This window comes from Pseudoxanthobacter sp. M-2 (assembly GCF_046156265.1).
In the GTDB taxonomy this organism is placed as follows: Bacteria; Pseudomonadota; Alphaproteobacteria; order Rhizobiales; family Segnochrobactraceae; genus CAMDHY01.
The window spans coordinates 25,499-50,064 of record NZ_JAWDIR010000043.1 but is presented as its reverse complement, the minus strand read 5'-3'; the positions used below and the strand labels follow the sequence as shown (position 1 = coordinate 50,064).

Sequence of the window (24,566 nt, the reverse complement as noted above, 5' to 3'; positions counted from 1 at the left end):
CGGCCAGTGGATTGGGGCGGGCGAGAGCCATCCCAGGCGTTCGAATCCACGACGCTGCGCAGGTTTCGGCGCTTCCTGAACATCCACAACCTTTGCCGATGCCAAACGCCGGTCGTCACGCGATCGGCGCTTGACCGTCGCCTCGCATCACCGCGGCCGAGCGACCGCTGGGGATGTCTGCAGCGCGGAAATCGAAGTGGGCTCCGACTCCAGAAGAGGATCGAATACATGGCTAGCACACTGACGCTCAACAAGATAACGGCGCAGAAGGGGATCGCCGTCGGCGATGCGGCACGCAAGATCGCCGATCTCGGCTGGAACCCGTCCTACGTCCAGGAAGCGATGACGTTCCCGACCGACTACAAGATCGTGAAGACGCCGAAGGATCCGATGAAGCAGGTCCTGCGGTCGTACTTCCCGATGCAGGAAGAGAAGGACAACCGCGTCTACGGTGCGCTTGACGCGGCGCTTCGCGGCGACATGTTCCGCAATGTGGAGCCGCGCTGGGTCGAGTGGATGAAGCTGTTCCTGGCGATCATCCCCTTCCCGGAGATCTCGGCGGCCCGCTCGATGGCGATGGTCGCCCGCCTGACCCCCGGCGAGGAGCTGCGCACCGGCTTCACGATGCAGATGGTGGACGAGTTCCGGCACTCGACCATCCAGATGAATCTGAAGAAGTGGTACATGGAGAACTACATCGATCCCGCCGGGTTCGACATCACCGAAGAAGCGTTCGGCAAGTGCTACGCCACCACCATCGGCCGCCAGTTCGGTGAAGGCTTCCTCACCGGCGACGCGATCACCGCGGCGAGCATCTACCTGACGATCGTCGCCGAGACGGCGTTCACCAACACGCTGTTCGTGGCGATGCCGTCGGAAGCCGCCCGCAACGGCGACTACGCCCTGCCGACCGTGTTTCTCTCGGTGCAGTCCGACGAGAGCCGTCACATCGGCAACGGCCACTCGATGCTGATGTCGATGCTGAAGGAGCCGGAGAACCATCTCCTGCTCGAGCGCGACATGCGCTACGCCTTCTGGCAGAACCACGGCATCGTCGACGCCGCGATCGGCACCTTCATCGAGTACGGCACCACCAACCGCGACAAGAACAAAGAGTCCTACGCGGAGATGTGGCATCGCTGGATCTTCGAGGACTACTATCGCACCTACATGCTGCCGCTTGAGAAGTACGGCATCAAGATCCACCACGATGACGTGCAGGAAGCCTGGAACCGCCTGACAAAGAAGTTCTACGTGCACAAGGTCGGGCAGTTCTTCGCCGTCGGCTGGCCGTTCAACTTCTGGCGGATCGAAGCCCAGACGGACAAGGACTTCGAGTGGTTCGAGCACAAGTATCCGGGCTGGTATGCCGAGTTCGGCGACTTCTGGAAGTGGTACGAGAAGCTGTCGCACCGTGGCCAGACGGTCATCCCGTTCAACGCCGACGTCGGCTACGTCTATCCGCACCGCTGCTGGTCGACGCTGGTGCCCTGCCTGATCCGCGAGGACATCGTCACCGACGAGATCGACGGCCAGATCCACACCTTCTCGCACGAGATCGATCGGTGGACGGCTGTCGAGGCGTTCGCCGGCGAGTACCAGGGCCGTCCGACGCCGGCCATGGGCCGGTTCAGCGGCCGTCGCGAATGGGAAGGCTGCTACCACGACTGGGATCTGGTCGACTGCCTGAAGGACCTGAACTTCATCCGGTCCGACGGCAAGACGCTGGTGCCGCAGCCGCACCTGCGCTTCGAGCAGGACGAGATGTGGACGGTGGACGACATCCGCGGCCACACGATCAAGAGCCCGCTGCAGATCCTGCGTGGCATGTCCCCGGCCGAGCGCGAGAAGCACCTCGCCGAGTACCGCGCCGGCTTCAAGATCAACCCCTGCAACTGAGCTGCAGCGGTTGAGCTGAACGACACGTGACCGGAGGGACGGGGCCGATCGATCTCGGCTCCGCCCCTCCACCCCGGCGAGATCCCGCCGGCGGGTACTGCCCCTTCATCCTTCGTCGTTCCAGGAGCCACGCCCAATGAGCGGGACGTTCACCGTTCGCCTGCAGCCGGTCGGCGTCGAATTCGAAGTCGAGGAGAACGAGACCGTTCTCAACGCCGCCTTTCGCCAGGGCATCGCGCTGCCGCACGGCTGCAAGGAGGGTCAATGCGCCGCCTGCAAGAGCGTGCTGACTGAAGGCGAGATCGAACTCATGAAGTATTCGACCTTCGCGCTGAACGAGATGGAGCGCGGCCAGGACCACATTCTCCTGTGCCGGACGCTCGCGCTCTCGGACATCGAAGTCGAGCTGCTGAACTATGACGAGGAACTGCTCGCCAAGGCCATCCCGGTCAAGCAGTTCGAGGGCACCGTCACCGGCGTGACCGAGCTGACGCACGACATCCGCCGCCTCGACGTCGCGCTCGAGCAACCGTTGAAGTTCTGGGCAGGGCAGTATGTCGACATCACGCTCCCGGGGGCGGAGGCGATTACTCGCTCGTTTTCCATGGCAAATACGCCGGGCGAAGCCAAAAACCTCTCGTTCATCATCAAGAAATACCCCAATGGACGCTTCTCCTCCCGCCTCGACGGAGACTTGCCCGTCGGAACCACCGTCGGAGTCAAAGGACCCTACGGCACCTGCTTCCGACGGGAAGACCGGGACGGTGCCGTGATCATGGTGGGGGGCGGCTCAGGCATGTCGCCGCTTTGGTCGATCCTGCACGACCACGTCGCCAGCGGCGAGGAGCGTCCGGTCTACTTCTTCTACGGCGCGCGAACGCGCAACGACCTGTTCTATCTCGACGCATTCGCCCGGATATCTTCGGAGACCGAGAACTTCACCTTCGTGCCGGTGCTGTCGCATGCGGGCGACGATGCCGAATGGGGGGGCGAGCGCGGCTTCGTCCACGAAGTCGTCGGCGCTCACCTGCGCCGGCTCGGGCTCGGCGAGGCCGTCGACGTCTACGCCTGCGGGCCCGCACCGATGATCGAGGCGCTGACGCCGATCCTCTACATGAACAACATCGAGTCCGATCGCGTGTACTTCGACAAGTTCACGCCGGCCAGCAACTGACGTGGGCGGCCGCTCCGGCCCGCCATCGCGCCAGGATACTTTGCAGAACAATCAGTGGGAGGAAAAACAATGGCACTGGCAGAGAACGTGGCGGTGAAATCGGGAGCGGCGGGATCCGCTATCTTTCCGGGCTCCGACAGCCGTCACTACAACTACTTCGATCCGAAGGGAAAGCGTGCCACGCACTACGAGGACGTGACGGTCGATGTGCAGCCGGACCCGGAGCGGTATCTGCTGCAGAACTGGATCATCGCATTCCCGGATGGCCGCGGTGCCTACTTCAAGGACGCGACGGCGGCGCTGAGCTCCAACTGGCATGCCTTCCGTGCGCCCGACCAGGAGTGGGAGCGCACCCACTACCAGCGCCAGTCGAAGATCGAGGCGATGGTGCAGAACGTCATCATCAACGGCCGAAAGGCCGGTGCCCCGAAGGCCTTCGACAAGGCGTGGGTGAAGGTCCTGCAGAACCATCTCGGGGCGTGGAAACATGCCGAGTTCGGCCTCGGCACGTCGCTGATGCAGGCGCAGCGCTACGGCTACACCCAGATGATCAACAACGCGACGCTGACGAACTCCTCGTACAAGCTTCGCCTGGCCCAGGACCTGACGCTCTACCTCGCCGAAATCGGCATGGACATCCCGGGCTTCGACGACGAGGCGGGCAAGCGCGCCTGGGTCGGTGATCCGATCTGGCAGGGGACGCGCGAGGCGGTCGAGTCGATCATGGGCGCGACGGACTATCTCGAGCAGTACTTCGCCACCAACATCGTGTTCGAGCCGCTGGTCGGCGAGTTGTTTCGCTCCGGATTCATGATGCAGTCCGCCGCTGCCAACGGCGACTTCATCACACCATCCGTGGTGTCGGCAGCCGAGGCAGACTACGAGCGTAACCTCGCCAACGCCATCGACCTGTTCCACCTGCTGGTGAGCGACCCGCACCACGGCGTCCACAACGCCGCGCTGTTCCAGGGCTGGGTGCGCAAGCACGCCGCGCTGGGGGCGAAGGCCGCTGCCGGCCTGCAGCCGATCTGGTCGCAGGCGCACTCCAAGCCCGTGCAGTTCGCCGACGCCAAGGCGCATTCGATCGAGCGGATCACCAAGATCCTCGGCGAACTCGGCCTGAACCTTCCCAAGGAGTGAGTGGACATGTCCGTCGCATCGAGAACTGCCGAGCACCAGAACATCTTCCACAAGATGAGCGACATCGTCTTCGACCAGACGATCTCGCATCAGTGCGGCGTCACCATGAACGACAGCGTCGAGGCTCGCGCCATCGCCGAGTTCATGGGAACGAAGCCGAACGTCACCATCACCTATCAGCCCGCACTCATCCGCATCGACGGCGAGGGCGAGCTCGTCTTCAAGATGGACGAGATCAGCGAGATCCTCGGCAAGGACATGACCGCCGAGACCTTCGAGGTGAATACGTCCACGCACTACGGGCGGATGGTCCGCGTCGACGACAACACGGTGACGTTGTTCGGCGACATGGATGCCATGCGCAAGTACATCGAGTAATCGCGCGCCGGTCGATGGTTCGGCACGGGACGGCGCGTCTTCGCGATCGGCTCCCGTGCCGACCTTTCGGGCGGACGGTGCAACGCCGCGTGCTGGGACACGGGCTGGGCAAACGGAAGCGGACCGCTTCGGGTCGCGCAACGGATCGGGGACTCCACATGTTCAAGACACCCTCGGGCGAAGAAATCTTCGTCGTCGACGGCCACACCCACTTCTGGGACGGCAGCCCGGAGAACCAGAGTAACATCCACGGCAAGCAGTTCATCGACTGCTTCTACGCCTACCACTCGGCCCTGAGTCCGAAGGACAATCTCTGGCCAAAGGCGAAATTCGAAAAATACAGTGCTGAAGACATGTACCACGACCTGTTTGTCGACGGCCCCGACGACGTGGCGATCGTGCAGTCGACATATCTCCTGGACTTCTACAAGAACGGCTTCAATACCATTGAGCGGAACGCCGAGATGGCGAAGCGGTACAAGAACCGCTTCATCCTGAACGGCTCGTTCGACCCGCGTGACGGCGAGAAGGCGATCGAATACATCCACTATCTGAAGGAGACTTTCGGCGTGAAGGGCGTCAAGCTCTACACGGCCGAGTGGAACGGCGCCTCGCGCGGCTGGAAGCTCACGGATCCGGCAGCCTATCGCTGCCTCGAACTCTGCCAGAGCCTCGGCATCACCAACATCCACGTCCACAAGGGGCCGACGATCGTCCCGCTCGACAAGGACGCGTTCGACGTCCACGACGTCGACCACGCCGCGACCGACTTCCAGGGGCTCAACTTCATCGTCGAGCACTGCGGGCTGCCGCGCCTCGACGACTTCTGCTGGATCGCCGTTCAGGAGACGAACGTCTATGGCGGTCTGGCGGTGGCGCTGCCGTTCATCCACAGCCGGCCCCGTTACTTCGCCGAAGTGATCAGCGAGCTCCTGTTCTGGGTCGGCGAGGACAAGATCCTGTTCGGGAGCGACTACGCCATCTGGACGCCGCGCTGGCTCGTGGAGAAGTTCTGGAACTTCGAGATCCCGGAGGACATCAAGGCCGAGCACGGCGTCGACCTGACACCGGACGCCAAGCGCAAGATCCTCGGCCTCAACGCAGCACGGCTCTACGGCATCGACATCGAGGCGCAGCGGGCGAAGCTGCGCAACGAGGCCGTTGCCGAGGCGGCGGAGTGACCGCGATGGGCACGGCAGCACCGCGCGCTTCCACGGTCGGGCCCTCCGGTGACGACCGCGAGCGGATCGACGAGGTGTGGGCGCGCCTCGCCCACGTCACCGATCCGGAGCTCGACGAGCCGATGACCGAGCTCGGCTTCATCGAGGGCGTCGAGCTCGACGCCGGCGGCGGGGTGGACGTAACCTTCCGCCTGCCGACCTACTGGTGCTCGCCGAACTTCGCCTACCTGATGGCCGACGACATCGGCCGGGCGGTTCGCGCCCTGCCGTGGGTGGTCGACGTCCGCCCGCAGCTCCAGGACCACATGAGTGCGGAGGAGGTGAACGAGGGCATTCGGCACGGCCTGCCGTTCGCCGAGGCGTTCAAGGCGTTCGAGGTGAAGGGGACGCTCGACGAGCTGCGGGAGAACTTCCGCCGCAAGGCGTTCCAGCGGCGACAGGAGGCGGTGCTCGTCGCTCTGCGTGCCGCCGGCTTCGATCCGGCCACGATTGTCGCGATGGATCTCGCCTGCTTCGACCGCACCATCATCCTCGACGACGAGGGCGCGCGGCAGAAGCCGCGCTATCGGGAGATCCTCGTCGAACGCGGCCTCGCGGCGGGCCCGCGCGACCTCGCCTTCGTCACGCTCGAGGGCCAGCCGATCGAGGCGGACGCGCTCGCGGCGCACGTGCGCGGGCTGCGCTCAGTCCGCATCAACATGGAAGCGAACGGAGCGATCTGCAGAGGCCTTCTGCAGGCGCGCTACCGGGAGTTCGATCCGGCGACCGACGAGCCGACGCTCGCCGACTTCATGCTCGACCGGGTGCCACCGCCCCGCCCGGTCGCCTGAGATCGCGGCCGCGACGGGAGCGGACGCGCCGAGCGAAGACAGGACGCGCCCGTCAAGAGGCGTGCCGGACACCAACGTGCCGAACACCAAGAGGCGGGAACCGCCAGGCCGAAACCGGGAGTGAGTGCCCACCATGGCAAAGCAGATCATCCACGATGCGGAAGCGAGGCGGGCACTTGCGCGCGGCGTCGGCAAGCTCGCTGCAGCGGTTGAAGCCACCCTGGGTCCGCGCGGCATGAACGCGATGGTCGACCGACCGATCGGCACGCCGATCGTGTCGCGCGACGGCGTCACCATCGCCAGCGAGATCGAGCTCTTCGATCGCTTCGAGAACATGGGCGCGCAGGTCGTCCGAGAGGTCTCGATGCAGACCAACGAGGTGGCCGGCGACGGCACCACCACCGCGATGGTGCTCGCCAACGGCCTGATCCAGAACGGCATCGCCGCGCTCGAGCGCGGCGTGAAGCCCGTCGACCTCTGCCGCGGCATCGACCAGGCCGTTGAGGTCGTCGTCGACGCCCTGAAGGCATCGGCGATACCGGCAAAGGACCGCCGCGCTCTGGAGGCTGTAGCGACAATCGCCGCCACCTGTCCCCGCCTCGGCGGCCTGGTCGCCCAGGCGCTGGAACAGGTGGGCGTCAACGGCATCGTCAGCTCCCAGTACGGTCTCACCATCGAGACGACCCTCGACGTCGTCGAGGGCATGTCGTTCGACCGCGGCTACATCTCCCATCACATGGTGACCGACGTCGAGAAGATGGAAGTCGTGCTCGACGAGCCGCTGATCCTGCTCACGGACCTGAAGATCCGCCAGCCGGAGGAGCTGGCGTCGATTCGCGCCGCAGTCGCGAAGACCGGGCGGCCGCTGGTCATCGTCGCCGAGGAAATCTCGCCGGAAGTGGTCGTGACGCTTCTCGGCGACGGCAACCGCGGCCGGGTGCTGGTGGTCCATCCGCCGGAATACGGCCATTGGCGCAAGGCGATGATGGACGACCTCGGCATCATCACCGGCGGCCGCGTGATCGCCCGCGATCTCGGCGGCCGGCTGGATGACGTCACCCTCGACGATCTCGGAAGCGCTCGCCAGGTTCGCACCAGCGCCCGCGAGACCGTCGTCATCCGCGGCGCCGGCGACCCGGTCGAGATCGCCGCGCGTCGCGCGCAGGTCGCCCGCCAGTATGACCTCGCCCCGCCGAACATCGAGCAGGACAAGCTGAAGGAGCGGCTGGCGAAGCTGTCCGGCGGCACCGCGGTGATCTACGCCGGCGGCGTCACGCCGGTCGAACAGAAACGCACCATCCAGTTGATCGACGACGCTCTGAACGCGACGCGGGCGGCGGCCGAAGAAGGCGTCGTCCCAGGCGGCGGCACGGCCCTCGCGCATTGCACCTCTGTCGTCAGGGCGAAGCTCGGAAACATCAACGGCGACATCGGCGAGGGCATTCGCCTGGTGCGCGAGACGCTGACGCGGCCGGCGGCCTTCATCGCTCGCAACGCCGGCTACGATCCCGACCGCATCGTCGGCGAGTTGCTCGAGGCCACCGCCGGCACCGGCTTCGACGCGGCGAAGGGCGAGATGACCGACATGGTTACGGCAGGCATCGTCGACCCGGTGCGGGTCACCTACACGGCGCTGCGCAACGCCGCCTCGGTCGCGACACTCGTTCTCACCACCAACACCCTGATCGCCGACATGCCCGTCGACTTCGATCCGACGGCTGGTCCGGCTCTCGGAGGCGGCGCCGAGAAGCTCGGGCGGGCGTAGTCGTCATGCTCCGCCAGTGACAAATCAGTGACCGTTGATCTCATTGTTGATACAGTTCCAGAAAAGTCGCTGACCGACAGATTTCCATAGCTGAAGTATGGCTGGGAACAAATCGTCGGAACAGTTGCGGGAGGGAAAACGTGGTTCACATCATCTCAAAGCGAGACGGACCCCGACGTGAAGACGTCGAGGCAAGACGATTGATCCAGCAGAACCGCGGGACGATCGAGAAGCTCGCGAACCATTTGAGCGCCGGGCGTTTCGGCGAGATGCGTCGGGCTGCGCAACAGCCCGCCGCACCGGATGTCTTCGAGAAGTCTTCGCAGTCCGGCTATACGCCGGGAAGCCAGGCGGTCGAATTGCGTCCCTACGTACGCATCAGCCCCAACAACCGCGTCGTCGTCGCCGATTTGGTGTCCGGCCGACAGCTGCACTATCTGGGCGAGCTTCGCGGACCACGCAGCGCCCGGCGGTTCAGGCTGGCGACCCGTGAGAACGGCTTCTACGTCCCGCTGGAAAGCGATCTCGTCGAGCGTCTCGCAGACCTCGATGGCCGCGACATGGCGGCAGACGATGCCGACGACCTGCTGAAGCGCGACATCGCGGATCGCCTCGACATCGACCACGACGACGACCGCTGACGCACGCACGCGAGCTTCCGAGTGACGGACGGTCGGGCGGACATCGCCCGTGACGGCCCCGACCCGCCGGCCATCGCCGGCACGCACGATCGGTAGGTTCCCAGATGCAGACGGATGCGCCGATGCCCAAGTCGTCCGATCCGTTCGATCCGCCGCCCGGCTTCCGCTCGCTGGCATCGGCCGAGGGCGATCGCGACGACCTCGACCGCTACGACGAGCGCGCCACCCGCATGGCGTGGGAGCGGTTCGTCACCTCCGGCGCCGCAGCCGCCTCGCCTTCGCGGGCGCTGGTGCGACGCGTCATCGAGCGGTCGTGGATGCGCAGCATCGAGGTGGGGGTCGACGCGCGTGGCCGCGGGAGTCCCGAGAGCGCGCCTCCCGACCTCCTGCACGAGTTGCGGCAGCGAAATCGCGGCCTTCTGTCGGCGACGCGCCCCACCTTCGAGCGCATCGGCGAGATTCTCGGCGAAACGGCGACGATGGTGGTGATCACCGACGACACCGGTGTGATCCTCGATGTCGGCGGCGACCGCGCCACCATAGATGCGGGCCACGACATCCGCCTCGAAGTCGGCGCGAGCTGGGGCGAATCCGTCACCGGCACCAACGGGATCGGAACCGCCCTCGTCACCGGCCAGCCCGTCTACGTGCATGCAGCCGAGCACTTCTGCGAAGGCGTGAAGGCGTGGACCTGTGTCGGCGCGCCGATCCGCAGCCCGATCGACGGCAGCATCGTCGGCATCATCGACTTCTCCGGCCCGGAGGACATCTTCCATCGCCACAACATCGCCCTCGGCATGGTGGCGGCCAACCACATCGAACTGGCGCTCGCCGAGCAGGCGCGCATCGAGCGGATGAGGCTCCTCGAGGCGTGTCTCTCGAAAGTGCGCAGCTTCTCCGGTGGCGACGGGCTCATCGTGCTCGACGGCTTCGGTCGCATCATCCATCTGAGCGACACGGCGCCGATGCGATGGCGATCGCTCGATCAGGCGACGGAGTTGCAGGTCGGCCGCCAGATCATCGATTTCGGTCCGGACGGCGTCCGGGGCGACCTCGCCGGTCACCTGCCGGAGGCGCTGCGCGGCCAGAGCCTCGAACCGCTCGTCGTCGACGGGACCGTCTCTGGCGCCGTTCTCGTGCTCGGGCCTCGGCCGCGCCCGGCCGTCTCGGCCAGCCGCAGCGCGCTCATGCCGGTGCCGGTCGCGGTGGATGCTCTGACGGCGGCGAAACTGGCCATCGTCGGACAGAGCGCGCCGCTGCTGGACGCGATCGATCGTGCCGAGCGGGCCGCGAACGGCAAGTGCGCGATCCTGCTCGAAGGAGAGACCGGGGTCGGCAAGGAATTGTTCGCCCGGCTCATCCACGCGGCCGGGATGCAGACCGGCAAGGAACCGTTCGTCGCCTTCAACTGCGGCGCTGTCTCCAAGGATTTGATCGGCGGCGAACTGTTCGGCCACGCCGCCGGCGCCTTCACGGGGGCCACACGCGATGGCCGCCAGGGCCGCTTCGAGACTGCCCAGGGCGGCGTGCTCAGCCTCGACGAGATCGGCGAGATGCCGCTCGACCTGCAGCCCTACCTGCTGCGCGTGCTGGAAGAGCGGATGGTCTACCGTCTCGGCGACAGCAAGCCGAGGCCGGTCGACGTTCATCTCATCGCCTCGACCAACCGCAACCTGCGCAAGGACGTCGCCGAGGGACGCTTCCGCAAGGATCTCTATTTCCGGATCGGCGCCGTCAGGATCACCATTCCACCCTTACGCGACCGGCAAGGCGACGTGGAGCTGCTCGTCTATCACTTCAACCGCCAGATATCCGAAACATACGGCATGGAACCGCTGCGCTTCCGCGACAGCGTCATCGATCTTCTTCAGACTTACGACTGGCCGGGCAATGTGCGCGAGCTGCGCAATCTGATCGAGAACCTGGCGTTGATGTCGACGAGCCGGGTCGTCGGTGTCGAGGATTTCCCGGAAGATTTCGTCGAGGACCTCAAGCCGCGCCGGGATGCGGCACATCCCGAGCCCGAGCGCGCCGCCCTCGGCAAGTCGGTGCAATTCGGCGCCTCGACCGGTCCCGACGAAATCTCGCGTCTGGACGAGACCGAGCGCCGCGTCATCCAGCAGGCGGTCGCGGCATCCGGCGGCAACATGTCCGTCGCCGCCGAGAGGCTCGGCGTTTCGCGGAGCACGCTCTACCGAAAGCTGCAGCACTACAAGGCGGAAGACTGAGCGGGCCCACTCCGGGTCGGGAAGGAAGAGGAACGCGCCGTGGCGAATTTCGCGCCTGAAGGTCGGGGCGTCGGTGGAGCACCATCCAGCGCGACGACTGTCGCCTCGGCGATGCTCGAGCACGCCGACCGCGACATCGCGTTCGTCATGCGCTTCGTCGGCGAAAGCCAATACTTGCTGAACCGGCATTTCCAGCAGGTGATCGAAGCCGAGCTTGGCCGGCGGACCGTCGTCTACGGGGACCACCCCTTTCTGCGCATCTTCGTCGAGACGCACGCGCGCGAGCTGACCGACTTCGTGCTGAGCAACGTCGCCCTGAAGCACCAGTTCGGATTGCAGGCGTTCGAGCGGCTGGCGGGCGATCCAATGCGGCTGCTGCGCGCCGACGTCTGGGACACGCTGCGCTCGACGATCGAGAGCGCGGAGGCGCACTTCGTCTCCAACCTCGGCGGGCTCGGCGAGATCCTGGCCGAAGTGGCGATAGCGCGGGCTTCACCGTCGGAGGGGTTCCGCGATGGCTGAGACCACGAGCAATCGGCAGGGAGCTCTCCGGTGACGAACGCCTCCCCCGCCATCCACGAGCTGTTCATGCTGCGCATGCAGATCGTCCAGGAGATCTCCCGCCTGAATTCGCGGCATCTCTACGACCGGCAGGTGTTCGGTGGCTGCGAAATGGAGGTGTTGCGCTGCGAGCGCGACGCGTCGCCGGACGGGTCGTTCGCCGCCGAGGCGCTCGCCACCGCGCGCGAGCGCTTCGAGACGGCACGTCTGGCGCTGCGGGTCTGCGACGAGGAACTGGCGGACTGGCACGCACGCCTGGACGAACTGGATAGCAGGATCGCCGGAAGCTGAGGCCGGCGCTCGGGCGCGGTGTCGCCAGGCAGGTCTCCGTGGGAGAGGATTGAGGATCATGGCCGTCGCAGAAGCGCAAGCGCCGTCGCTGTTCGGGCTGATCGGCCGGCAATGGGCCGCGGGCGCCGCGGTCGAGAGGTGTGCCTACGACGCCTCCGGCGCCGCGGCCGCCTTCGCGCTCGCCAACGGTTCGGTCGCCCTCGCGCCGATCGCGGACGCGGAATCGACGGTGAGCCGGTTCCGCGTCTCGGTCGAGAGTGGTCGAGCGACGATCAGCCCGCGGGCCAAGCCCGTGCCGCCGATGGTGCAGGTCCCGATCGGCGACGCCCCCGTGCGGATCGCGGCCTTCGGTGCGAGCGGCTTCGTCGCCGGCAGCGCCTGTGGGCGGCTCGTGCGCATCACGCCGACCGGCTTCCTCCTGCCGATGGCGGCCGATGGCGACGGACCCGTCGAAGCTATCGCCGCTCTGGCGGACGGCGGCGTCCTCGTCGCCTCTGGTGGCGCCGTCGCCCACCATGCGGCTGACGGCGCGCCGGCGCAGCACCTCTTCGAGACGGGGGCCGCGACCACTGCCCTCGCCGTTGCACGCGACGGCCGCCAGATCGCCGGCGCGACCGCCACCCGCCTGACGGTGCGGGACACCGACGCACCCGGCGCAGCAGTGCTCACGATCGAGCTCGCCGGCATCAACCGACTCGCCTGGAGCCCAGACGGCGCACACGTCGCCGCCGCACTGTCATCGGGCGGCATCGCGCTCGTCGACAGCGAGACGGGTGCCGTGGTTCGCCATGCGGACTATCCGGCGCCGGTGGGTTCGCTCTCGTGGAGCCGCGACGGCCGCCGGCTCGTGACCTCCGGTGCCTTTCGCGTCGTCGCCTGGCCGGTGGGGGATGGGCACGACGCGGACGGCGGCCGGCGCAGCGTCGAGACCGGCCGTCCGAGCCTCGTTGCCGTGTCCGCCGTCGACGTCCGGGGCGACCGGCCGCTCGTCGCCGCCGGCTACGAGAACGGCATGGTGCTGGTGAGCGAGATCGGTCGCCGTGACGAGCTGCTGGTGAAGGCCTCCGGCGACGGTGCCGTCCAGGATCTGCGCTGGTCGCGCGACGGCCGCCACCTTGCCTTCGGCACCAGTGCCGGCACTGCCGCGCTCGTCGAGTTTCCGCCGCACCTGTTCAAGTAGCCGGGCCCCCTGCCCCGCGCCGGCTCCGGCAGGCTCGTCCGATCGATCCGTCAAAGTCACGACAGGAGTTCCCATGGAAGCCAAGCTCACCCCCGAAGAAGAGAGCAAGGATCGCTTCTTCCAGGAGATCGCTGCCCTGTCGGCGCGCATGGTGCAGGCGCACGGCAAGGACTTCTCGATGGGCGCGCTCGTGCTGGCGGCGCGCTTCATCGCCGAGAACAAGCCGTTCGCTGCGGCGGCCAAGGTCGACCACTGAACGATCCGTAGCGCCACCCTCCGGTGGCGAATGCGGTGTTGACGCGACCGGCGCTCATCCGCGCCGGCCGCGAAGGCGGACGTGTGTGAATTGCAACGGTGCGCTCCGGGACGACGCGAAAGACGTCCGGCGACAACGAGGGAGAGACGTATGAAGGCCCAGGTGCTGCGGCGCTACGACGAGAGCCTGACCGGAAGCGGATGGGTGAGCGAAGAAGAGGTGCCCGATCCCAGGATCACGAAGTCGACCGACGTCATCGTCCGCATCGGCGGCGCCGGGGTCTGCCGGACAGACCTGCACATCATTGAGGGGGTGTGGAAGCCGCACATCGACCCGACCGGTGACAAGCTGCTGCCGCTCATCATGGGTCACGAGAATGCCGGCTGGGTGGAGGAGGTCGGCAAGGAGGTCGAGGGCATCAAGGTCGGCGATCCGGTCATCGTCCACCCGAAGATCACCGGCGGCACCTGCCTCGCCTGCCGGCGCGGCTTCGACATGCACGGTCCGGGCAAGTTTCCCGGTCTCGACTGCAACGGCGGCTATGCCGAGTTCCTCTGCACCTCGGAGCGCAACATCGTGGCGCTGCCGCGCACGCTGGCACCGAAGGACGTCGCCCCTTACGCCGACGCCGGCCTCACCGCCTACCGGGCCGTCAAGAAGGCGACACGCCACCTCCTGCCGGGCGAGAGCTGCGTGGTGATCGGCGCCGGTGGTCTCGGCCACATCGGCATCCAGTGCCTGAAGGCGATGTGCGCCGCCGACATCATAGTCGTCGACAAGTCCGACGCCTCGCTGGCGCTCGCCAAGAAGAGCGGCGCGGACCACCTCGTCAAGGCCGATGGCGACGAGGTCGAGGCCGTGCTCGCGCTCACCGGCGGCGCCGGCGCCGAAGCGGTGATCGACTTCGTCGGCGAGAAGGGCACCACCGGAAAGGGCCTCGCCATGACGCGCGGCATGGGCAGCTACTACGTCGTCGGCTACGGCGAAGACATCCGCGTGCCAACCGTCGACCTCGTCATCACCGAGAAGAACATCATCGGCAATCTGGTCGGCACCTGGGCGGAGCTCAACGAGTTGATGGCGCTCGCCGACCGCGGCCTGGTCGATCTCGCCGTCGTCGAGTACCCGCTCGCCAAGGCCGACCAGGCGCTGCACGACCTCCACCACGGCAAGATCCACGGCAGAGCCGTGCTGATCCCGTAGGGTCCCTGAGGCGACCGACGGCCCCGCGCAGCCCCTCCCGCCGCTATCCGCGCCAGTAGGCGCGCGACCAGCGGCGGGCGGTGGAGGAGGTGCGCCACGGCGTCAGAAGGCGCTCGGTCAGCACGACGAGCAGGAAGGCGACGACGCCGAGGGCCGCGAGGAAGGCGATGGCCGCGAAGGTGCCGGAGGTGTTGAGGCGCGAGTTCGCCTGCAGCAGGTAGGCGCCGATGCCGCCACTGGTCGAGGCCGTCCACTCGGCGATCACCGCGCCGGTGACGCTGAACGTCGCCGACAGCTTGAGCGCCGAGAACAGCGGCGAGTAGGTCGCCGGCAGCTTGACGTGTCGGAACACCTGCAGCTTCGAGGCGCCCATGGCGCGGACGAGCTTCAGGAGGTCGGCGTCCACCGAGGCGAGACCGTCGAGGACGTTGACGACGACGGGAAAGAACACCACCAGCGCGACGATGACGAGCTTCGGCGCCAGCCCGAAGCCGAGCCAGATCGTCAGGGCGGCGGCGATCGCAACGATCGGGATCGCCTGGCTGACGATCAGGATCGGATAGAGGATGCCGCGCACCGGCTGCGCCGCGTCCATCAGCACGGCGAAGACGAAGCCCGCGCCCGCCCCGAGCACGAACCCGAGCAGGAACTCGATGAAGGTGACGCCGAATCCCTTCATCAGCGCCGGCCAGTCGTCGGCGATGTGGAGCGCGACGTCGTGCGGCGCTGGGAGCACGTAGCGCGGGATCTGGTAGTAGGCGACGGCGAGGTGCCAGACCACGATCACCAGCAGTAGCGCCAGCAGCGGATAGACGACCTTGAGGACGAGTGCGCCGCGGCCGTTCATGCGCCGGTCTCCTGCGGCACGCCTTCGATCGTCGGCGGCGCCTCGTAGATGATGTCGAGGATCTCGCGCTTGATCGCCGCGAACTCCGGCGTCGTCAGGCACGACACCGGCCGCGGTCGCGGGATCGGCACCTCGAGGATCCGCCGGATGCGGCCCGGCCGCGGCGACATCACCACCACCCGGTCCGACAGGAACACCGACTCGTCGATGTCGTGGGTGACGAAGACGATGGTGCGCCCTTCCCGCTCCCAGACGCTGAGCAGCCACTGCTGCATGGCAAAGCGCGTCTGCGAATCGAGCGCGCCGAACGGCTCGTCGAGCAGAAGCACGTCGCGGTGCATGGCGAGCGTGCGCATCAGGGCGACGCGCTGGCGCATGCCGCCCGACAGCGCCGCCGGATAGTGGTTGACGAAATCGCCGAGGCCGTAGCGGCGGGCGAGCGCCACACCCTCCTCGCGCTCCTTGCGGCTCGCCCCGCCCTTTAGCGTGGCGCCGAGCACGATGTTCTCGAGCACCGTGCGCCAGGGCAGCAAGAGGTCCTTCTGCAGCATGTAGCCGACCTCGCCAGCCCGGCCGGTGACGTCCCGGCCGTCGACGGAGACGCGACCGCCGGTCGGCGACAGCACGCCGGCGATGATGTTGAACATCGTGCTCTTGCCGCAGCCCGACGGGCCGACGACCGAGACGAACTCGCCCGGCGCAATGGTGAGATCCGTCGGCGCCAGCGCGACGGTCTCGCCGAAGCGGTGGGAGACGCCGGAGAGCGCGAGCTTGGCGGGTGCGGTGGTCACGGCAGCGGCCGGCTCAGAGGACGGTGCAGGCGTCACGGCCGAACCAGACGAGGTCTTCCACCTTCACGGCGACGTCGCCGCGCGCCGCGAAAGGCTCGATCGCCCAGGCGCCCCACATCGGCGTGGCGTTGCCGGCGTCGATGAAGTTGTGGAGGTAAGCCGCTCCGGCCGTTAAGGAATGCCCGATATTGCCGAGCAGGTCGAGGAGCTCGAAGCCCTCGGCGATCAGACGCCGCTGCGATTCTCCGAACAGCTCCTGCGCCGGCATTCCCGGCCGGCAGAGCGCGAGGGTATCGCGGTGGATGCGCTCGAGGTCGGCCAGCGCCTCGGTCGCCTCCGGCCAGTCGCCGATGACGCGGCAGCGGGTGCAGTCGCCCCACGAGCCGTCGGCGGTGATCGGGTGGACGTCGATCATCGCGACATCGCGCTCGGCGGCGGCGAGCGTCGTCGGCGGGTTGGTCGGGAAGCAGACGCGGGTGTTGGCGCCGACGCCGACATTGGTGATCGTCCAGACGTGCGCGACGCCGGCGCCCGCCAGGTACGCCGAGACGGCGCGCTCGATGTCCTGCTCGGTGGCCCCGGCGACCGCGGCCGCGACACCGGCAGCGGCCGCGCCCTTTGCAATCTTCTGCGCCGCCACCAGGCCGGGTGGCGGGGCGAAGGCGACGTCCGGCCCGGGACGATAGTCCCAGGCCGGCGCGATGCGTGTCACGGAGTGCTGAGCCGTCATCGGCCCGTCACTGCGCGAGGTAGGCGTTGGTGAAGTAGCTGTCGGGCGCCTCGACGGAGTTCACCACATTGAACTTGACGAGCGCGTCCAGGAGCTCCGCCCACGGGGCCGGGTCGTTGACCATCAGGTCGTCGGACATCGCGCCGAACAGCGGGATGGTGTCCTTCCACTGCTGGGTGATGAACTTCTCGTCGTAGGCCTTGGCATAGAGCTCCTGGAAGGCGGCGATGCCCTCGTCCGGGTGCTCGGTGGCGTAGCCGATGCTCTTGCGCGTCGCGCGCAGGAAGGCCTTGGCGAGGTCGGGATTGGCCTTCAGCCATTCCTCGTTGCCGGCGAGCATGAAGATCGGCGTGTTCGGCACGCCGTGTTCGATCGCCGGCAGGAACTCCGGCGTCTGGCCGCCGGTGGTCGCCATGCCGGTGCCCTCGGCGTTGGTGATGCCGGTGATGGCGTCGACGCGCTCCTGCAGCAGAAGCGGCACGGTGTCGTCGGCGGCGGCAACCATCTCGACGTCATCGAGCGTCAGCTGCGCGTCGGCGAGCATCATCTCGAGCTGCGCCTTCGTCCACGCGTCGTTGTAGATGCCGATGCGCTTGCCCTTCAGCTCCGCCACCGTCAGCGGCTTGCCCTCGGCCGACAGGATGCCCCAGTTGTTGGCGCGGCCGTAGCGGGCGATGGCCACCACCGGCGCCTGCTCGCCGCGGGCGAAGATCACGTCCATCACCGTCGTGAAGGCGACGTCGGCGCGGCCGGTGCCGAGGAACTTCATGGTGTCGGCCACCGTCGGCGGTACGACGATCTCGATCTCGATACCCTCCTCCGCATAGAAGCCCTTCTTCGAGCCGAGGATCCAGGGGATCCAGAAGCCATCCGGAACCGGCCATTCCTGCACGAAGGTGATCTTTTTCAGCTCCGCCGCCGCCGCGGGTGCGGGCAGCATCGGGGCGATCAGGCAGGTCGCGGCGGCGAGGCCTGCGAGAAGGGTGCGGCGCGTCAGGTCGAGCATCGGGTTCCGTCCTCTGGTTCTGCGTGTCGGGGCGTGTGGTCGAGTGGGGATGCGGTGCGGCGCCCGCCGTCAGCCGGCGGAGGCGTTCGCCTCGGCAGGCCCCCCGTGCGGTCGCACGCCACGCCGCGATGGCCAGCACTTTTCAAGAGACTTGAATGGATGTCAATGTTATTGAAGAGTCCTGTCGACACCGGTGCGGATCGCCGCCCGGGCGTGGGCCGAGGAGCGCGATGGCCGTCGTGAAGCAGCCGAAGACGAGCGAGGACGCGGCCGCCGCGGCAGCGAGCCGTCTCGGCACGCGGCTGAAGCTCGCCCGGCAGACGCGCGGACTGACGCTGAAGGCGCTCGCCGATCACGCCGCCTGCTCGGAAAGCCTCTTGTCGAAGATCGAGAACGGCAAGGCCTCCCCGTCCCTGCCGATGCTGCACCGCCTCGTCGAGGTGCTGCAGACCAACATCGGCTGGATGTTCGAGGAGGTCGACGGCGAGGAGGGCATCATCTTCCGCCAGGGAGCCCGGCCGCTGATCGCCCTCGATTCGCTCCGCCGCGGCGACCGCATCACGCTGGAGCGGGTGATCCCCTACTCCGCCGGCCATCTCCTGCAGTGCAACATCCACCACATCGACAAGGGCGGCGAGAGCGCCGGCCCGATCCGCCACGTCGGCGAGGAGGTCGGCTACGTCATCGCGGGCGAGGTCGATCTGACGGTCGGCGAGCGCACCTTCCGGCTCGGCGCCGGCGACGCCTTCGTCTTCGATTCCGACATCCCGCACCACTACCGCAATCCCGGCAGCGAGCGCGCCAGCATCTTCTGGGTGAACACGCCGCCGACATTCTGATCACTCGGTGCGTGCCCGCCGGGTCGCGCGGAAGGGAGAGGCCGTGACTGACGCAGAGCGCAAGCCCGAGGCGGCCGTGACGGTCGCGAGCATCCAGATGGAGCCGCGCATCGGCGAGGTCGAGCGCAACCTCGCCCGCTCGATCGCCCTCATCGAGGAGGCCGCCGGCCGGGGCGCCGAGCTCGTCGTGCTGCCGGAGCTCTGCAACACCGGCTACGTCTTCGAGAGCCGCCAGGAGGCGCGGTCCCTCGCCGAGGAGATCCCCGATGGCCCGTCGACGCGCCGCTGGCTCGAGGCAGCCGCCCGCCTCGGCGTCCACATCGTCGCCGGCATCACCGAGCGTGACGGCGATCGCCTCTACAACTCCGCCGTCATCCTCGGGCCGCAGGGCTTCATCGGGCGCTTCCGCAAGGTGCACCTGTGGGCCGACGAGGCGCTCTACTTCACCCCCGGCGACCTCGGCTTCCCCGTCTTCGACACGCCGCTCGGCCGGCTCGGCTGCCACATCTGCTACGACTGCTGGTTCCCCGAGAGCTTCCGCCTCGCCGCCCTGCAGGGCGCGGAGGTCGTCTGCGTGCCGACCAACTGGGTGCCGATCCCCGGCCAGGACCCGAGCCGCGAGGCGATGGCGAACATCGTCGTGATGGGCGCCGCCCACTGCAACTCGGTCTTCGTCGTCTGCGCCGACCGCGTCGGCACCGAGCGCGGCCAGCCCTTCATCGGCCAGAGCCTGATCGTCTCGCAGACCGGCTGGCCCGTCGCTGGCCCCGCGAGCTACGACCGCGAGGAGGTTCTGGTGGCGACGCTCAATCTCGCCGACGCCCGCCGCAAGCGGAACTGGAACGACTTCAACCAGCCTTTGCGAGACCGCCGCGACGACGTCTACGGCACCATGCTCGGCAGCACCGCCAAGCCCGGCTGGCGCTGAGGCGGCGGGCGGACGCCTCCCCCCCTGTCCGCCCGCCGCAGCGCCGCCCTGCCCGATTTCCCGCCGCCGTGGTGGTGATAGGGTGCCGCCGGGACGATCCCGGAGGAATCACGATGGACCTGAAACGAAACGGCTCGCGGCCCTCGGCCCGGGCATCGAACGAGTACTTCACCGGCACGGTGTGGCGCGACAACCCCTTCGACGCCCCCGATCCCGCCCGCGTCTCCGGCTCGACCGTCACCTTCGAGCCCGGCGCCCGCACCCACTGGCACACGCATCCGCTCGGCCAGACCCTCGTCGTCACCGCCGGCCTCGGCTGGGCGCAGCGGGAGGGCGGCGAGCGGATGGAGATCCGGCCGGGCGACGTCGTCTGGTTCGCCCCCGGCGAGCGCCACTGGCACGGCGGTACCGCCACCACCAGCGTCACCCACGTCGCCATCGCCGAGCGCCTCGACGGCCGCCACATCGACTGGGCCGAGCCGGTGGCGGAGAAGGACTACCTCGGCGGCTGACCGCCGCCAGCCCCTCGGGCCGGAACCCGGACCGGCCTGAGGGGTTGTCCCCCGCGCTCGGCCGCTGGCCACGCGCTCTCGTCTGCCCGTTCGCGGCGCGGCCCACGCCACCGCGACCAACGGCTTAGTCCCGTCTCTGGAACTCCGCCCGCTCTCGAACATTGAGAGCGAGGCGCGGGCCTCCTGCCCGCTGTGGTGGCGCGGGAGCCGAGGGGACAATGCGAAGGCGCGATTTCATCGGGCTCGTGGGCGGCATGGCCGTTGCGGGGCTGCCGGCCTGGGCGCTGACGAGGGGCGCGGCGACGGCCCAGGACGACAGCATCCCGTTCGACGCTGCGAGCGTCCGCACGCTGGCGCGCGAGCTGGCGGGGAAGGACTACGTCGTCCCCGACCGAAGCCTGCCGCCGCAGCTCGACAAGCTCTCCTACGACGACTACCGCAACATCCGCTTCAACCGGGACCGTGCGCTCTGGCACGGCACCGGCTCGCGCTTCGAGATGCAGCTGTTCTCGCGCGGCTTCCTGTTCCGCGACCGGGTCGACGTCTACATCGTCAGCAACGGCCGCTCCCGGGCCCTCGCCTACGATCCGGAGATGTTCCGCTACGAGAACGGCGTCGCCGCGCCCGATCCGCGCCTCGACCTCGCCTTCTCCGGCCTGCGGCTGCATGGGCCGATGAACCGGGCCGACACGTTCGACGAGATCGCCGCCTTCCAGGGCGCGAGCTATTTCCGCGGCATCGGCCGCGACCAGATCTACGGCACCTCGGCCCGCGGCCTGGCGATCGACACCGCCGCTCCGGGCGGCGAGGAGTTTCCGCTCTTCAAGGCATTCTGGGTGGAGGAGCCGCGCGAGGGGGCGGAGACGATCGTCGTACACGCGCTCTTGGACAGCCCGAGTTGCACCGGCGCCTACCGCTTCACCATCCGCCCCGGTGAGAGCACCAACATGGCGGTGGAGATGACGCTCTACCCGCGCCGCGACATCGAGAAGCCGGGCCTCGCCCCCCTCACCAGCATGTTCATGTTCGGGCCGAACGACCGTGACGGCATCGACGACTACCGGCCCGCCGCCGGTGACGCCGACGGCCTCGCTATCGCCACCGCGCGCGACGAGATCATTTGGCGCCCCCTCGTCAATCCGCGGGAACTGCAGATCAGCGTCTTCAGCGACGCCGGTCCCCGCGGCTTCGGGCTGATGCAGCGGCGACGGTCCTTCTTCGACTACCAGGACCTGGAGGCCCGCTACGAGCGCCGCCCGAGCGTCTGGGTGGAACCGATCGGCGACTGGGGGCCGGGCGCCGTCCATCTCGTCGAGATTCCGACGACGGAGGAGATCCACGACAACATCGTCGCCTTCTGGCGCCCGCGCGAGACGCTTTCTCGGGGTGGCGAATACTCCTACACCTACCGCCTCCACTGGGGCTGGGACCGGCCCGGCGACAAGCCGGCGATCGTCGTCGGACAGACGCGGGTCGGCAACCGCCAGGGCACCCGCCACTTCGTCCTCGATCTCATCGGCGAAGGCGCGCGGCCGGATGCGCTGGAGGGCCTGACGGCCGACGTCAGCGCCAGCGCCGGCGAGATACGCAACCTCGTACTCTATCCCAATCCCGAGATCGGCGGGCTCCGGCTCGCCTTCGACCTGGCGGTCGATGGGGTGGCCCTCTCGGAGCTGCGCGCCACGGTGATGCGCGGCGACCGCCGAGTGTCCGAAGTCTGGCTTTACCGATGGACGCCGTAGCGCTCCACCGGCTCGAGCCGAGCCCCTCTGATCCGGCGCCGTCGCTGCCGCCGGAGGCGCCTCTGGTCATGCCGGTGCAGTCGCTGGCGAGCGCACCGGGTGGCACCGGCCGGCCCCAGACCTCGCCCCTCAGCATGCCGGTGCGGCGGGCGCTCCTGCTCGTCACCGCCATCGGCCTGACCGCGGCCTTCGCCTACGAGATGTACCGGGTGCTCGACGTCGGCGGGCTGACCGGCCTCGAGATCACGGTCCTCGTCCTGTTCGTGGCTCTTTCCGGCTGGATCGCCTTCTCGTTCACCAGCGCGCTCGCCGGCATTCCAGGGCTGCTGCGGCACGGGCGCGGCGTGACGCTCGGCATCGACCCGCGCGGCCCATTGCCCGATGTTTCGATCCGGACGGCGCTGCTGCTGCCGACCTACAACGAAGACCCCCGACGCGTCTTCGCCGGCCTTGCCGCGACCCTGCGCTCCCTCGAGGTGACAGGACGCGGAGGCCGGTTCGACGCCTTCATCCTCAGTGACACCACCAACGCCGACGTCTGGATCGCGGAGGCGGATGCATACCGGCAGCTGCTGCGGGAAGCAGGCTTCAGTGGCGGGCTCTACTATCGGCGACGCCTGCACAACATCGACCGCAAGGCCGGCAACATCGCCGAATGGGTCTGCCGCTTCGGCGGCGCCTACGAGGCGATGATCGTGCTCGATGCCGACAGCGTGATGCGCGGCGAGGCGATGGTGCGGATGGCTGCGGCGATGGAGGCGCACTCCCGCGTCGGGCTGATCCAGACGTTGCCGGCGATCGTGCGCGGTCGCACGCTGTTCGCCCGCACCCAGCAGTTCGCCGCCGCTCTCTACGGGCCGCTGCTCGCCCACGGGCTCGCCGCCTGGCACGGCAGCGAGAGCAACTACTGGGGCCACAACGCCATCATCCGCACCCGCGCCTTCGCCGACGCGGCGGGCCTCCCTCACCTGCCCGGCCCCCCGCCCTTCGGCGGTCACATCCTCAGCCACGACTTCATCGAGGCGGCGCTGTTGCGGCGAGCCGGCTGGGCCGTCCATCTCGTGCCCTCGCTCGCCGGCAGCTACGAGGAGGGTCCGTCCTCGGCCGCGGACCTCGTGGTGCGGGACCGGCGCTGGTGTCAGGGCAACCTCCAGCACGCCGGTGTCCTGCCGGCGCGAGGCCTGCACTGGGTGAGCCGCCTGCACCTCCTCATCGGCATCGGCAGCTACATCACCGCACCCCTGTGGCTGATGATGCTCGTCGCCGGCCTGCTGGTGGCGCTGCAGGCGCGCTTTGTGCCGCCGGACTATTTCCCCGGCGGCTTCTCGCTGTTCCCCGACTGGCCAGCGCAGGACCCGATCCGCGCCGCCTGGGTGTTCATCGCCACGATGGGGGCGCTGCTCGCACCGAAGCTCATCGCGCTCGCGGCCCTCCTCTTCGATACCAACCGGCGCCGGGGCTTCGGGGGGCTCTTCGCGGCGACCGGCGGGGTGCTGCTCGAGACGCTGATCACCGGCCTGATGGCGCCGGTGATGATGGTGCTGCAGACGGCGTGCGTCGCCGACGTGCTACGCGGCCGCGACGGCGGCTGGAGCGCCCAGCGTCGCGACGACGGTCGCGTTCCCTTCGGGGAGTTCGTTCGCCTCTACGGGCCGGCGACGCTGCTGGGCCTCATTCTCGGAGCTGCCGCCTGGGCGATCTCGCTGCCGCTGCTTCTGTGGATGAGCCCGGTGGTCGCCGGGCTGCTGCTCGCCATCCCGCTCGCCATGGTGACGTCGTCGCGCGCCGCCGGCGTCGGCCTCGGACGCATCGGGCTGCTCGCGACGCCGGAAGAGCGGGCTCCGCCGGAGGAGCTCGCTAGCCTCGCCACCCTGCTCGCGGCCCCGGCGAGCGCACCGGACCTCGAGGCCGTTCAGGCGCTGGCGGCGGATGACGACCTTCTGGCGCTGCACCGCGCCATGCTCCCCGAGGGCGGACGCCGCAGGCGCGGCGACGTCGCACCCGAGCGGCTCGTCGCCCGCGCCAAGGTCGACGATGCCGCCACCCTGGCCGAGGCCCTCGACACCCTCAGCCCGCGCGAGAAGGCCGCCGCCCTCGCTGATCGCGAGGCGCTCGACCGGCTGATCGCGCTCGCCGCGCAGGACGCGGCCACCGCTCACCACCAGGAGCCGGCGCTCTTCCGCTGACGGGCGATGTCCGAGACGCCGGACTGGCGCATCTAATCGCAGACCCTGCACTGAAGACTAACGGCCCCGTGCGGGTGTCCGCCGGCAGCGAGCACAATCACCCGCCCCCTTATCGCGACCGCACCCCTCGAGCTCCCGCTTGCATGGGATCGCGCGTCATGTATTGTTATGATCAATAACAGTTATGGGAGGCCGGATGCGACGGTCCACATCCTCGGCGGTGACGAGACGGTCCGCGGCAGGCGCCCGGACGTCGCC

Annotated in this window: 23 protein-coding genes; 19 read left to right on the top strand and 4 right to left on the bottom strand. The window is 68.2% G+C overall.

Annotated elements, in window-relative coordinates; translation table 11 throughout:
* Positions 1–228 precede the first annotated feature (228 nt).
* The 14 genes from RUR49_RS17890 to RUR49_RS17825 all read left to right on the top strand — a co-directional run bounded on the left by RUR49_RS17890 (position 229) and on the right by RUR49_RS17825 (position 14,727).
* Complete coding sequence (locus RUR49_RS17890; RefSeq protein WP_409147765.1) at positions 229–1,899, top strand: aromatic/alkene/methane monooxygenase hydroxylase/oxygenase subunit alpha; 1,671 nt, start codon at positions 229–231, stop codon at positions 1,897–1,899.
* 136 nt (positions 1,900–2,035) lie between these two features.
* Entirely contained in the window at positions 2,036–3,073 is a 1,038-nt protein-coding gene (locus tag RUR49_RS17885) for an FAD-binding oxidoreductase (RefSeq protein ID WP_409147764.1), read from the top strand.
* Positions 3,074–3,142: 69 nt separating this feature from the next.
* Entirely contained in the window at positions 3,143–4,213 is a 1,071-nt protein-coding gene (locus tag RUR49_RS17880; RefSeq protein ID WP_409147763.1) for an aromatic/alkene monooxygenase hydroxylase subunit beta, read from the top strand.
* 6 nt (positions 4,214–4,219) lie between these two features.
* Positions 4,220–4,591, top strand: coding sequence for an MmoB/DmpM family protein (locus RUR49_RS17875; protein ID WP_409147762.1), 372 nt, complete (start codon positions 4,220–4,222; stop codon positions 4,589–4,591).
* A gap of 158 nt (positions 4,592–4,749) precedes the next feature.
* Positions 4,750–5,772 (top strand): amidohydrolase family protein, encoded by a 1,023-nt coding sequence (locus tag RUR49_RS17870; RefSeq protein ID WP_409147761.1) that lies wholly within the window; start codon positions 4,750–4,752, stop codon positions 5,770–5,772.
* Positions 5,773–5,777: 5 nt separating this feature from the next.
* Positions 5,778–6,602 carry a metal-sulfur cluster assembly factor gene (locus RUR49_RS17865; protein WP_409147760.1) on the top strand — a complete coding sequence of 275 codons (825 nt, stop codon included), beginning with the start codon at positions 5,778–5,780 and terminating at the stop codon, positions 6,600–6,602.
* A gap of 133 nt (positions 6,603–6,735) precedes the next feature.
* On the top strand, positions 6,736–8,367 hold the full coding sequence (locus RUR49_RS17860; RefSeq protein ID WP_409147759.1) for a molecular chaperone GroEL: 1,632 nt from the start codon (positions 6,736–6,738) through the stop codon (positions 8,365–8,367).
* 200 nt (positions 8,368–8,567) lie between these two features.
* Positions 8,568–9,008 carry a hypothetical protein gene (locus RUR49_RS17855; protein WP_409147758.1) on the top strand — a complete coding sequence of 147 codons (441 nt, stop codon included), beginning with the start codon at positions 8,568–8,570 and terminating at the stop codon, positions 9,006–9,008.
* A 122-nt stretch (positions 9,009–9,130) separates the two neighbouring features.
* Positions 9,131–11,236 (top strand): sigma-54-dependent Fis family transcriptional regulator, encoded by a 2,106-nt coding sequence (locus tag RUR49_RS17850; protein WP_409147757.1) that lies wholly within the window; start codon positions 9,131–9,133, stop codon positions 11,234–11,236.
* A gap of 39 nt (positions 11,237–11,275) precedes the next feature.
* A complete protein-coding gene (locus RUR49_RS17845; protein WP_409147756.1) occupies positions 11,276–11,758 on the top strand; it encodes a hypothetical protein in 483 nt (160 codons plus the stop codon).
* Positions 11,759–11,788: 30 nt separating this feature from the next.
* Positions 11,789–12,088, top strand: coding sequence for a hypothetical protein (locus RUR49_RS17840; RefSeq protein WP_409147755.1), 300 nt, complete (start codon positions 11,789–11,791; stop codon positions 12,086–12,088).
* A 58-nt stretch (positions 12,089–12,146) separates the two neighbouring features.
* Complete coding sequence (locus RUR49_RS17835; RefSeq protein ID WP_409147754.1) at positions 12,147–13,268, top strand: WD40 repeat domain-containing protein; 1,122 nt, start codon at positions 12,147–12,149, stop codon at positions 13,266–13,268.
* Between the two features lie 73 nt (positions 13,269–13,341).
* The gene (locus RUR49_RS17830; RefSeq protein ID WP_409147753.1) at positions 13,342–13,524 is read left to right on the top strand and encodes a hypothetical protein; all 183 of its coding nucleotides are present in this window, start codon (positions 13,342–13,344) and stop codon (positions 13,522–13,524) included.
* A gap of 150 nt (positions 13,525–13,674) precedes the next feature.
* Positions 13,675–14,727, top strand: coding sequence for an NAD(P)-dependent alcohol dehydrogenase (locus RUR49_RS17825; protein WP_409147752.1), 1,053 nt, complete (start codon positions 13,675–13,677; stop codon positions 14,725–14,727).
* 43 nt (positions 14,728–14,770) lie between these two features.
* On the opposite strand, the gene RUR49_RS17820 is transcribed toward RUR49_RS17825, so the two are convergent.
* Genes RUR49_RS17820 through RUR49_RS17805 form a run of 4 tightly spaced genes read right to left on the bottom strand, consistent with a single transcriptional unit; the run spans position 14,771 to position 18,101 of the window.
* The gene (locus tag RUR49_RS17820) at positions 14,771–15,574 is read right to left on the bottom strand and encodes an ABC transporter permease (protein WP_409147751.1); all 804 of its coding nucleotides are present in this window, start codon (positions 15,572–15,574) and stop codon (positions 14,771–14,773) included.
* Entirely contained in the window at positions 15,571–16,365 is a 795-nt protein-coding gene (locus RUR49_RS17815; protein ID WP_409147750.1) for an ABC transporter ATP-binding protein, read from the bottom strand. Before RUR49_RS17815 ends, RUR49_RS17820 begins: the two co-directional genes overlap by 4 nt.
* Positions 16,366–16,378: 13 nt before the next feature.
* Positions 16,379–17,095: a M24 family metallopeptidase gene (locus tag RUR49_RS17810; protein ID WP_409147749.1), complete on the bottom strand. Its 717-nt coding sequence runs from the start codon at positions 17,093–17,095 to the stop codon at positions 16,379–16,381.
* A 7-nt stretch (positions 17,096–17,102) separates the two neighbouring features.
* Positions 17,103–18,101 (bottom strand): ABC transporter substrate-binding protein, encoded by a 999-nt coding sequence (locus RUR49_RS17805; protein WP_409147748.1) that lies wholly within the window; start codon positions 18,099–18,101, stop codon positions 17,103–17,105.
* A gap of 230 nt (positions 18,102–18,331) precedes the next feature.
* Here RUR49_RS17805 and RUR49_RS17800 point away from each other — a divergent pair, with 230 nt between their 5' ends.
* From RUR49_RS17800 to mdoH, 5 genes are all read left to right on the top strand, one after another.
* Positions 18,332–18,940, top strand: coding sequence for a cupin domain-containing protein (locus RUR49_RS17800; RefSeq protein WP_409147747.1), 609 nt, complete (start codon positions 18,332–18,334; stop codon positions 18,938–18,940).
* Positions 18,941–18,983: 43 nt separating this feature from the next.
* Complete coding sequence (locus tag RUR49_RS17795) at positions 18,984–19,868, top strand: nitrilase family protein (RefSeq protein ID WP_409147746.1); 885 nt, start codon at positions 18,984–18,986, stop codon at positions 19,866–19,868.
* A 113-nt stretch (positions 19,869–19,981) separates the two neighbouring features.
* The gene (locus RUR49_RS17790; protein WP_409147745.1) at positions 19,982–20,380 is read left to right on the top strand and encodes a cupin domain-containing protein; all 399 of its coding nucleotides are present in this window, start codon (positions 19,982–19,984) and stop codon (positions 20,378–20,380) included.
* A gap of 218 nt (positions 20,381–20,598) precedes the next feature.
* Positions 20,599–22,122, top strand: a complete 1,524-nt coding sequence (locus RUR49_RS17785; RefSeq protein ID WP_409147744.1) for a glucan biosynthesis protein — start codon at positions 20,599–20,601, stop codon at positions 22,120–22,122.
* Complete coding sequence (gene mdoH / locus RUR49_RS17780; protein WP_409147743.1) at positions 22,110–24,308, top strand: glucans biosynthesis glucosyltransferase MdoH; 2,199 nt, start codon at positions 22,110–22,112, stop codon at positions 24,306–24,308. The genes RUR49_RS17785 and mdoH overlap by 13 nt, the downstream gene beginning before the upstream one ends.
* Positions 24,309–24,566 lie beyond the last annotated feature (258 nt).

What these genes read in the sequence shown, in the direction of transcription:
- RUR49_RS17890 (WP_409147765.1), top strand. Translation starts at nt 229, where the DNA reads ATGGCTAGCACACTGACGCTCAACAAGATAACGGCGCAGAAGGGGATC.
- RUR49_RS17885 (WP_409147764.1), top strand. Translation starts at nt 2,036, where the DNA reads ATGAGCGGGACGTTCACCGTTCGCCTGCAGCCGGTCGGCGTCGAATTC.
- RUR49_RS17880 (WP_409147763.1), top strand. Translation starts at nt 3,143, where the DNA reads ATGGCACTGGCAGAGAACGTGGCGGTGAAATCGGGAGCGGCGGGATCC.
- RUR49_RS17875 (WP_409147762.1), top strand. Translation starts at nt 4,220, where the DNA reads ATGTCCGTCGCATCGAGAACTGCCGAGCACCAGAACATCTTCCACAAG.
- RUR49_RS17870 (WP_409147761.1), top strand. Translation starts at nt 4,750, where the DNA reads ATGTTCAAGACACCCTCGGGCGAAGAAATCTTCGTCGTCGACGGCCAC.
- RUR49_RS17865 (WP_409147760.1), top strand. Translation starts at nt 5,778, where the DNA reads ATGGGCACGGCAGCACCGCGCGCTTCCACGGTCGGGCCCTCCGGTGAC.
- RUR49_RS17860 (WP_409147759.1), top strand. Translation starts at nt 6,736, where the DNA reads ATGGCAAAGCAGATCATCCACGATGCGGAAGCGAGGCGGGCACTTGCG.
- RUR49_RS17850 (WP_409147757.1), top strand. Translation starts at nt 9,131, where the DNA reads ATGCCCAAGTCGTCCGATCCGTTCGATCCGCCGCCCGGCTTCCGCTCG.
- RUR49_RS17835 (WP_409147754.1), top strand. Translation starts at nt 12,147, where the DNA reads ATGGCCGTCGCAGAAGCGCAAGCGCCGTCGCTGTTCGGGCTGATCGGC.
- RUR49_RS17830 (WP_409147753.1), top strand. Translation starts at nt 13,342, where the DNA reads ATGGAAGCCAAGCTCACCCCCGAAGAAGAGAGCAAGGATCGCTTCTTC.
- RUR49_RS17825 (WP_409147752.1), top strand. Translation starts at nt 13,675, where the DNA reads ATGAAGGCCCAGGTGCTGCGGCGCTACGACGAGAGCCTGACCGGAAGC.
- RUR49_RS17820 (WP_409147751.1), bottom strand. Translation starts at nt 15,574, where the DNA reads ATGAACGGCCGCGGCGCACTCGTCCTCAAGGTCGTCTATCCGCTGCTG.
- RUR49_RS17810 (WP_409147749.1), bottom strand. Translation starts at nt 17,095, where the DNA reads ATGACGGCTCAGCACTCCGTGACACGCATCGCGCCGGCCTGGGACTAT.
- RUR49_RS17805 (WP_409147748.1), bottom strand. Translation starts at nt 18,101, where the DNA reads ATGCTCGACCTGACGCGCCGCACCCTTCTCGCAGGCCTCGCCGCCGCG.
- RUR49_RS17800 (WP_409147747.1), top strand. Translation starts at nt 18,332, where the DNA reads ATGGCCGTCGTGAAGCAGCCGAAGACGAGCGAGGACGCGGCCGCCGCG.
- RUR49_RS17790 (WP_409147745.1), top strand. Translation starts at nt 19,982, where the DNA reads ATGGACCTGAAACGAAACGGCTCGCGGCCCTCGGCCCGGGCATCGAAC.
- RUR49_RS17785 (WP_409147744.1), top strand. Translation starts at nt 20,599, where the DNA reads ATGCGAAGGCGCGATTTCATCGGGCTCGTGGGCGGCATGGCCGTTGCG.
- mdoH (WP_409147743.1), top strand. Translation starts at nt 22,110, where the DNA reads ATGGACGCCGTAGCGCTCCACCGGCTCGAGCCGAGCCCCTCTGATCCG.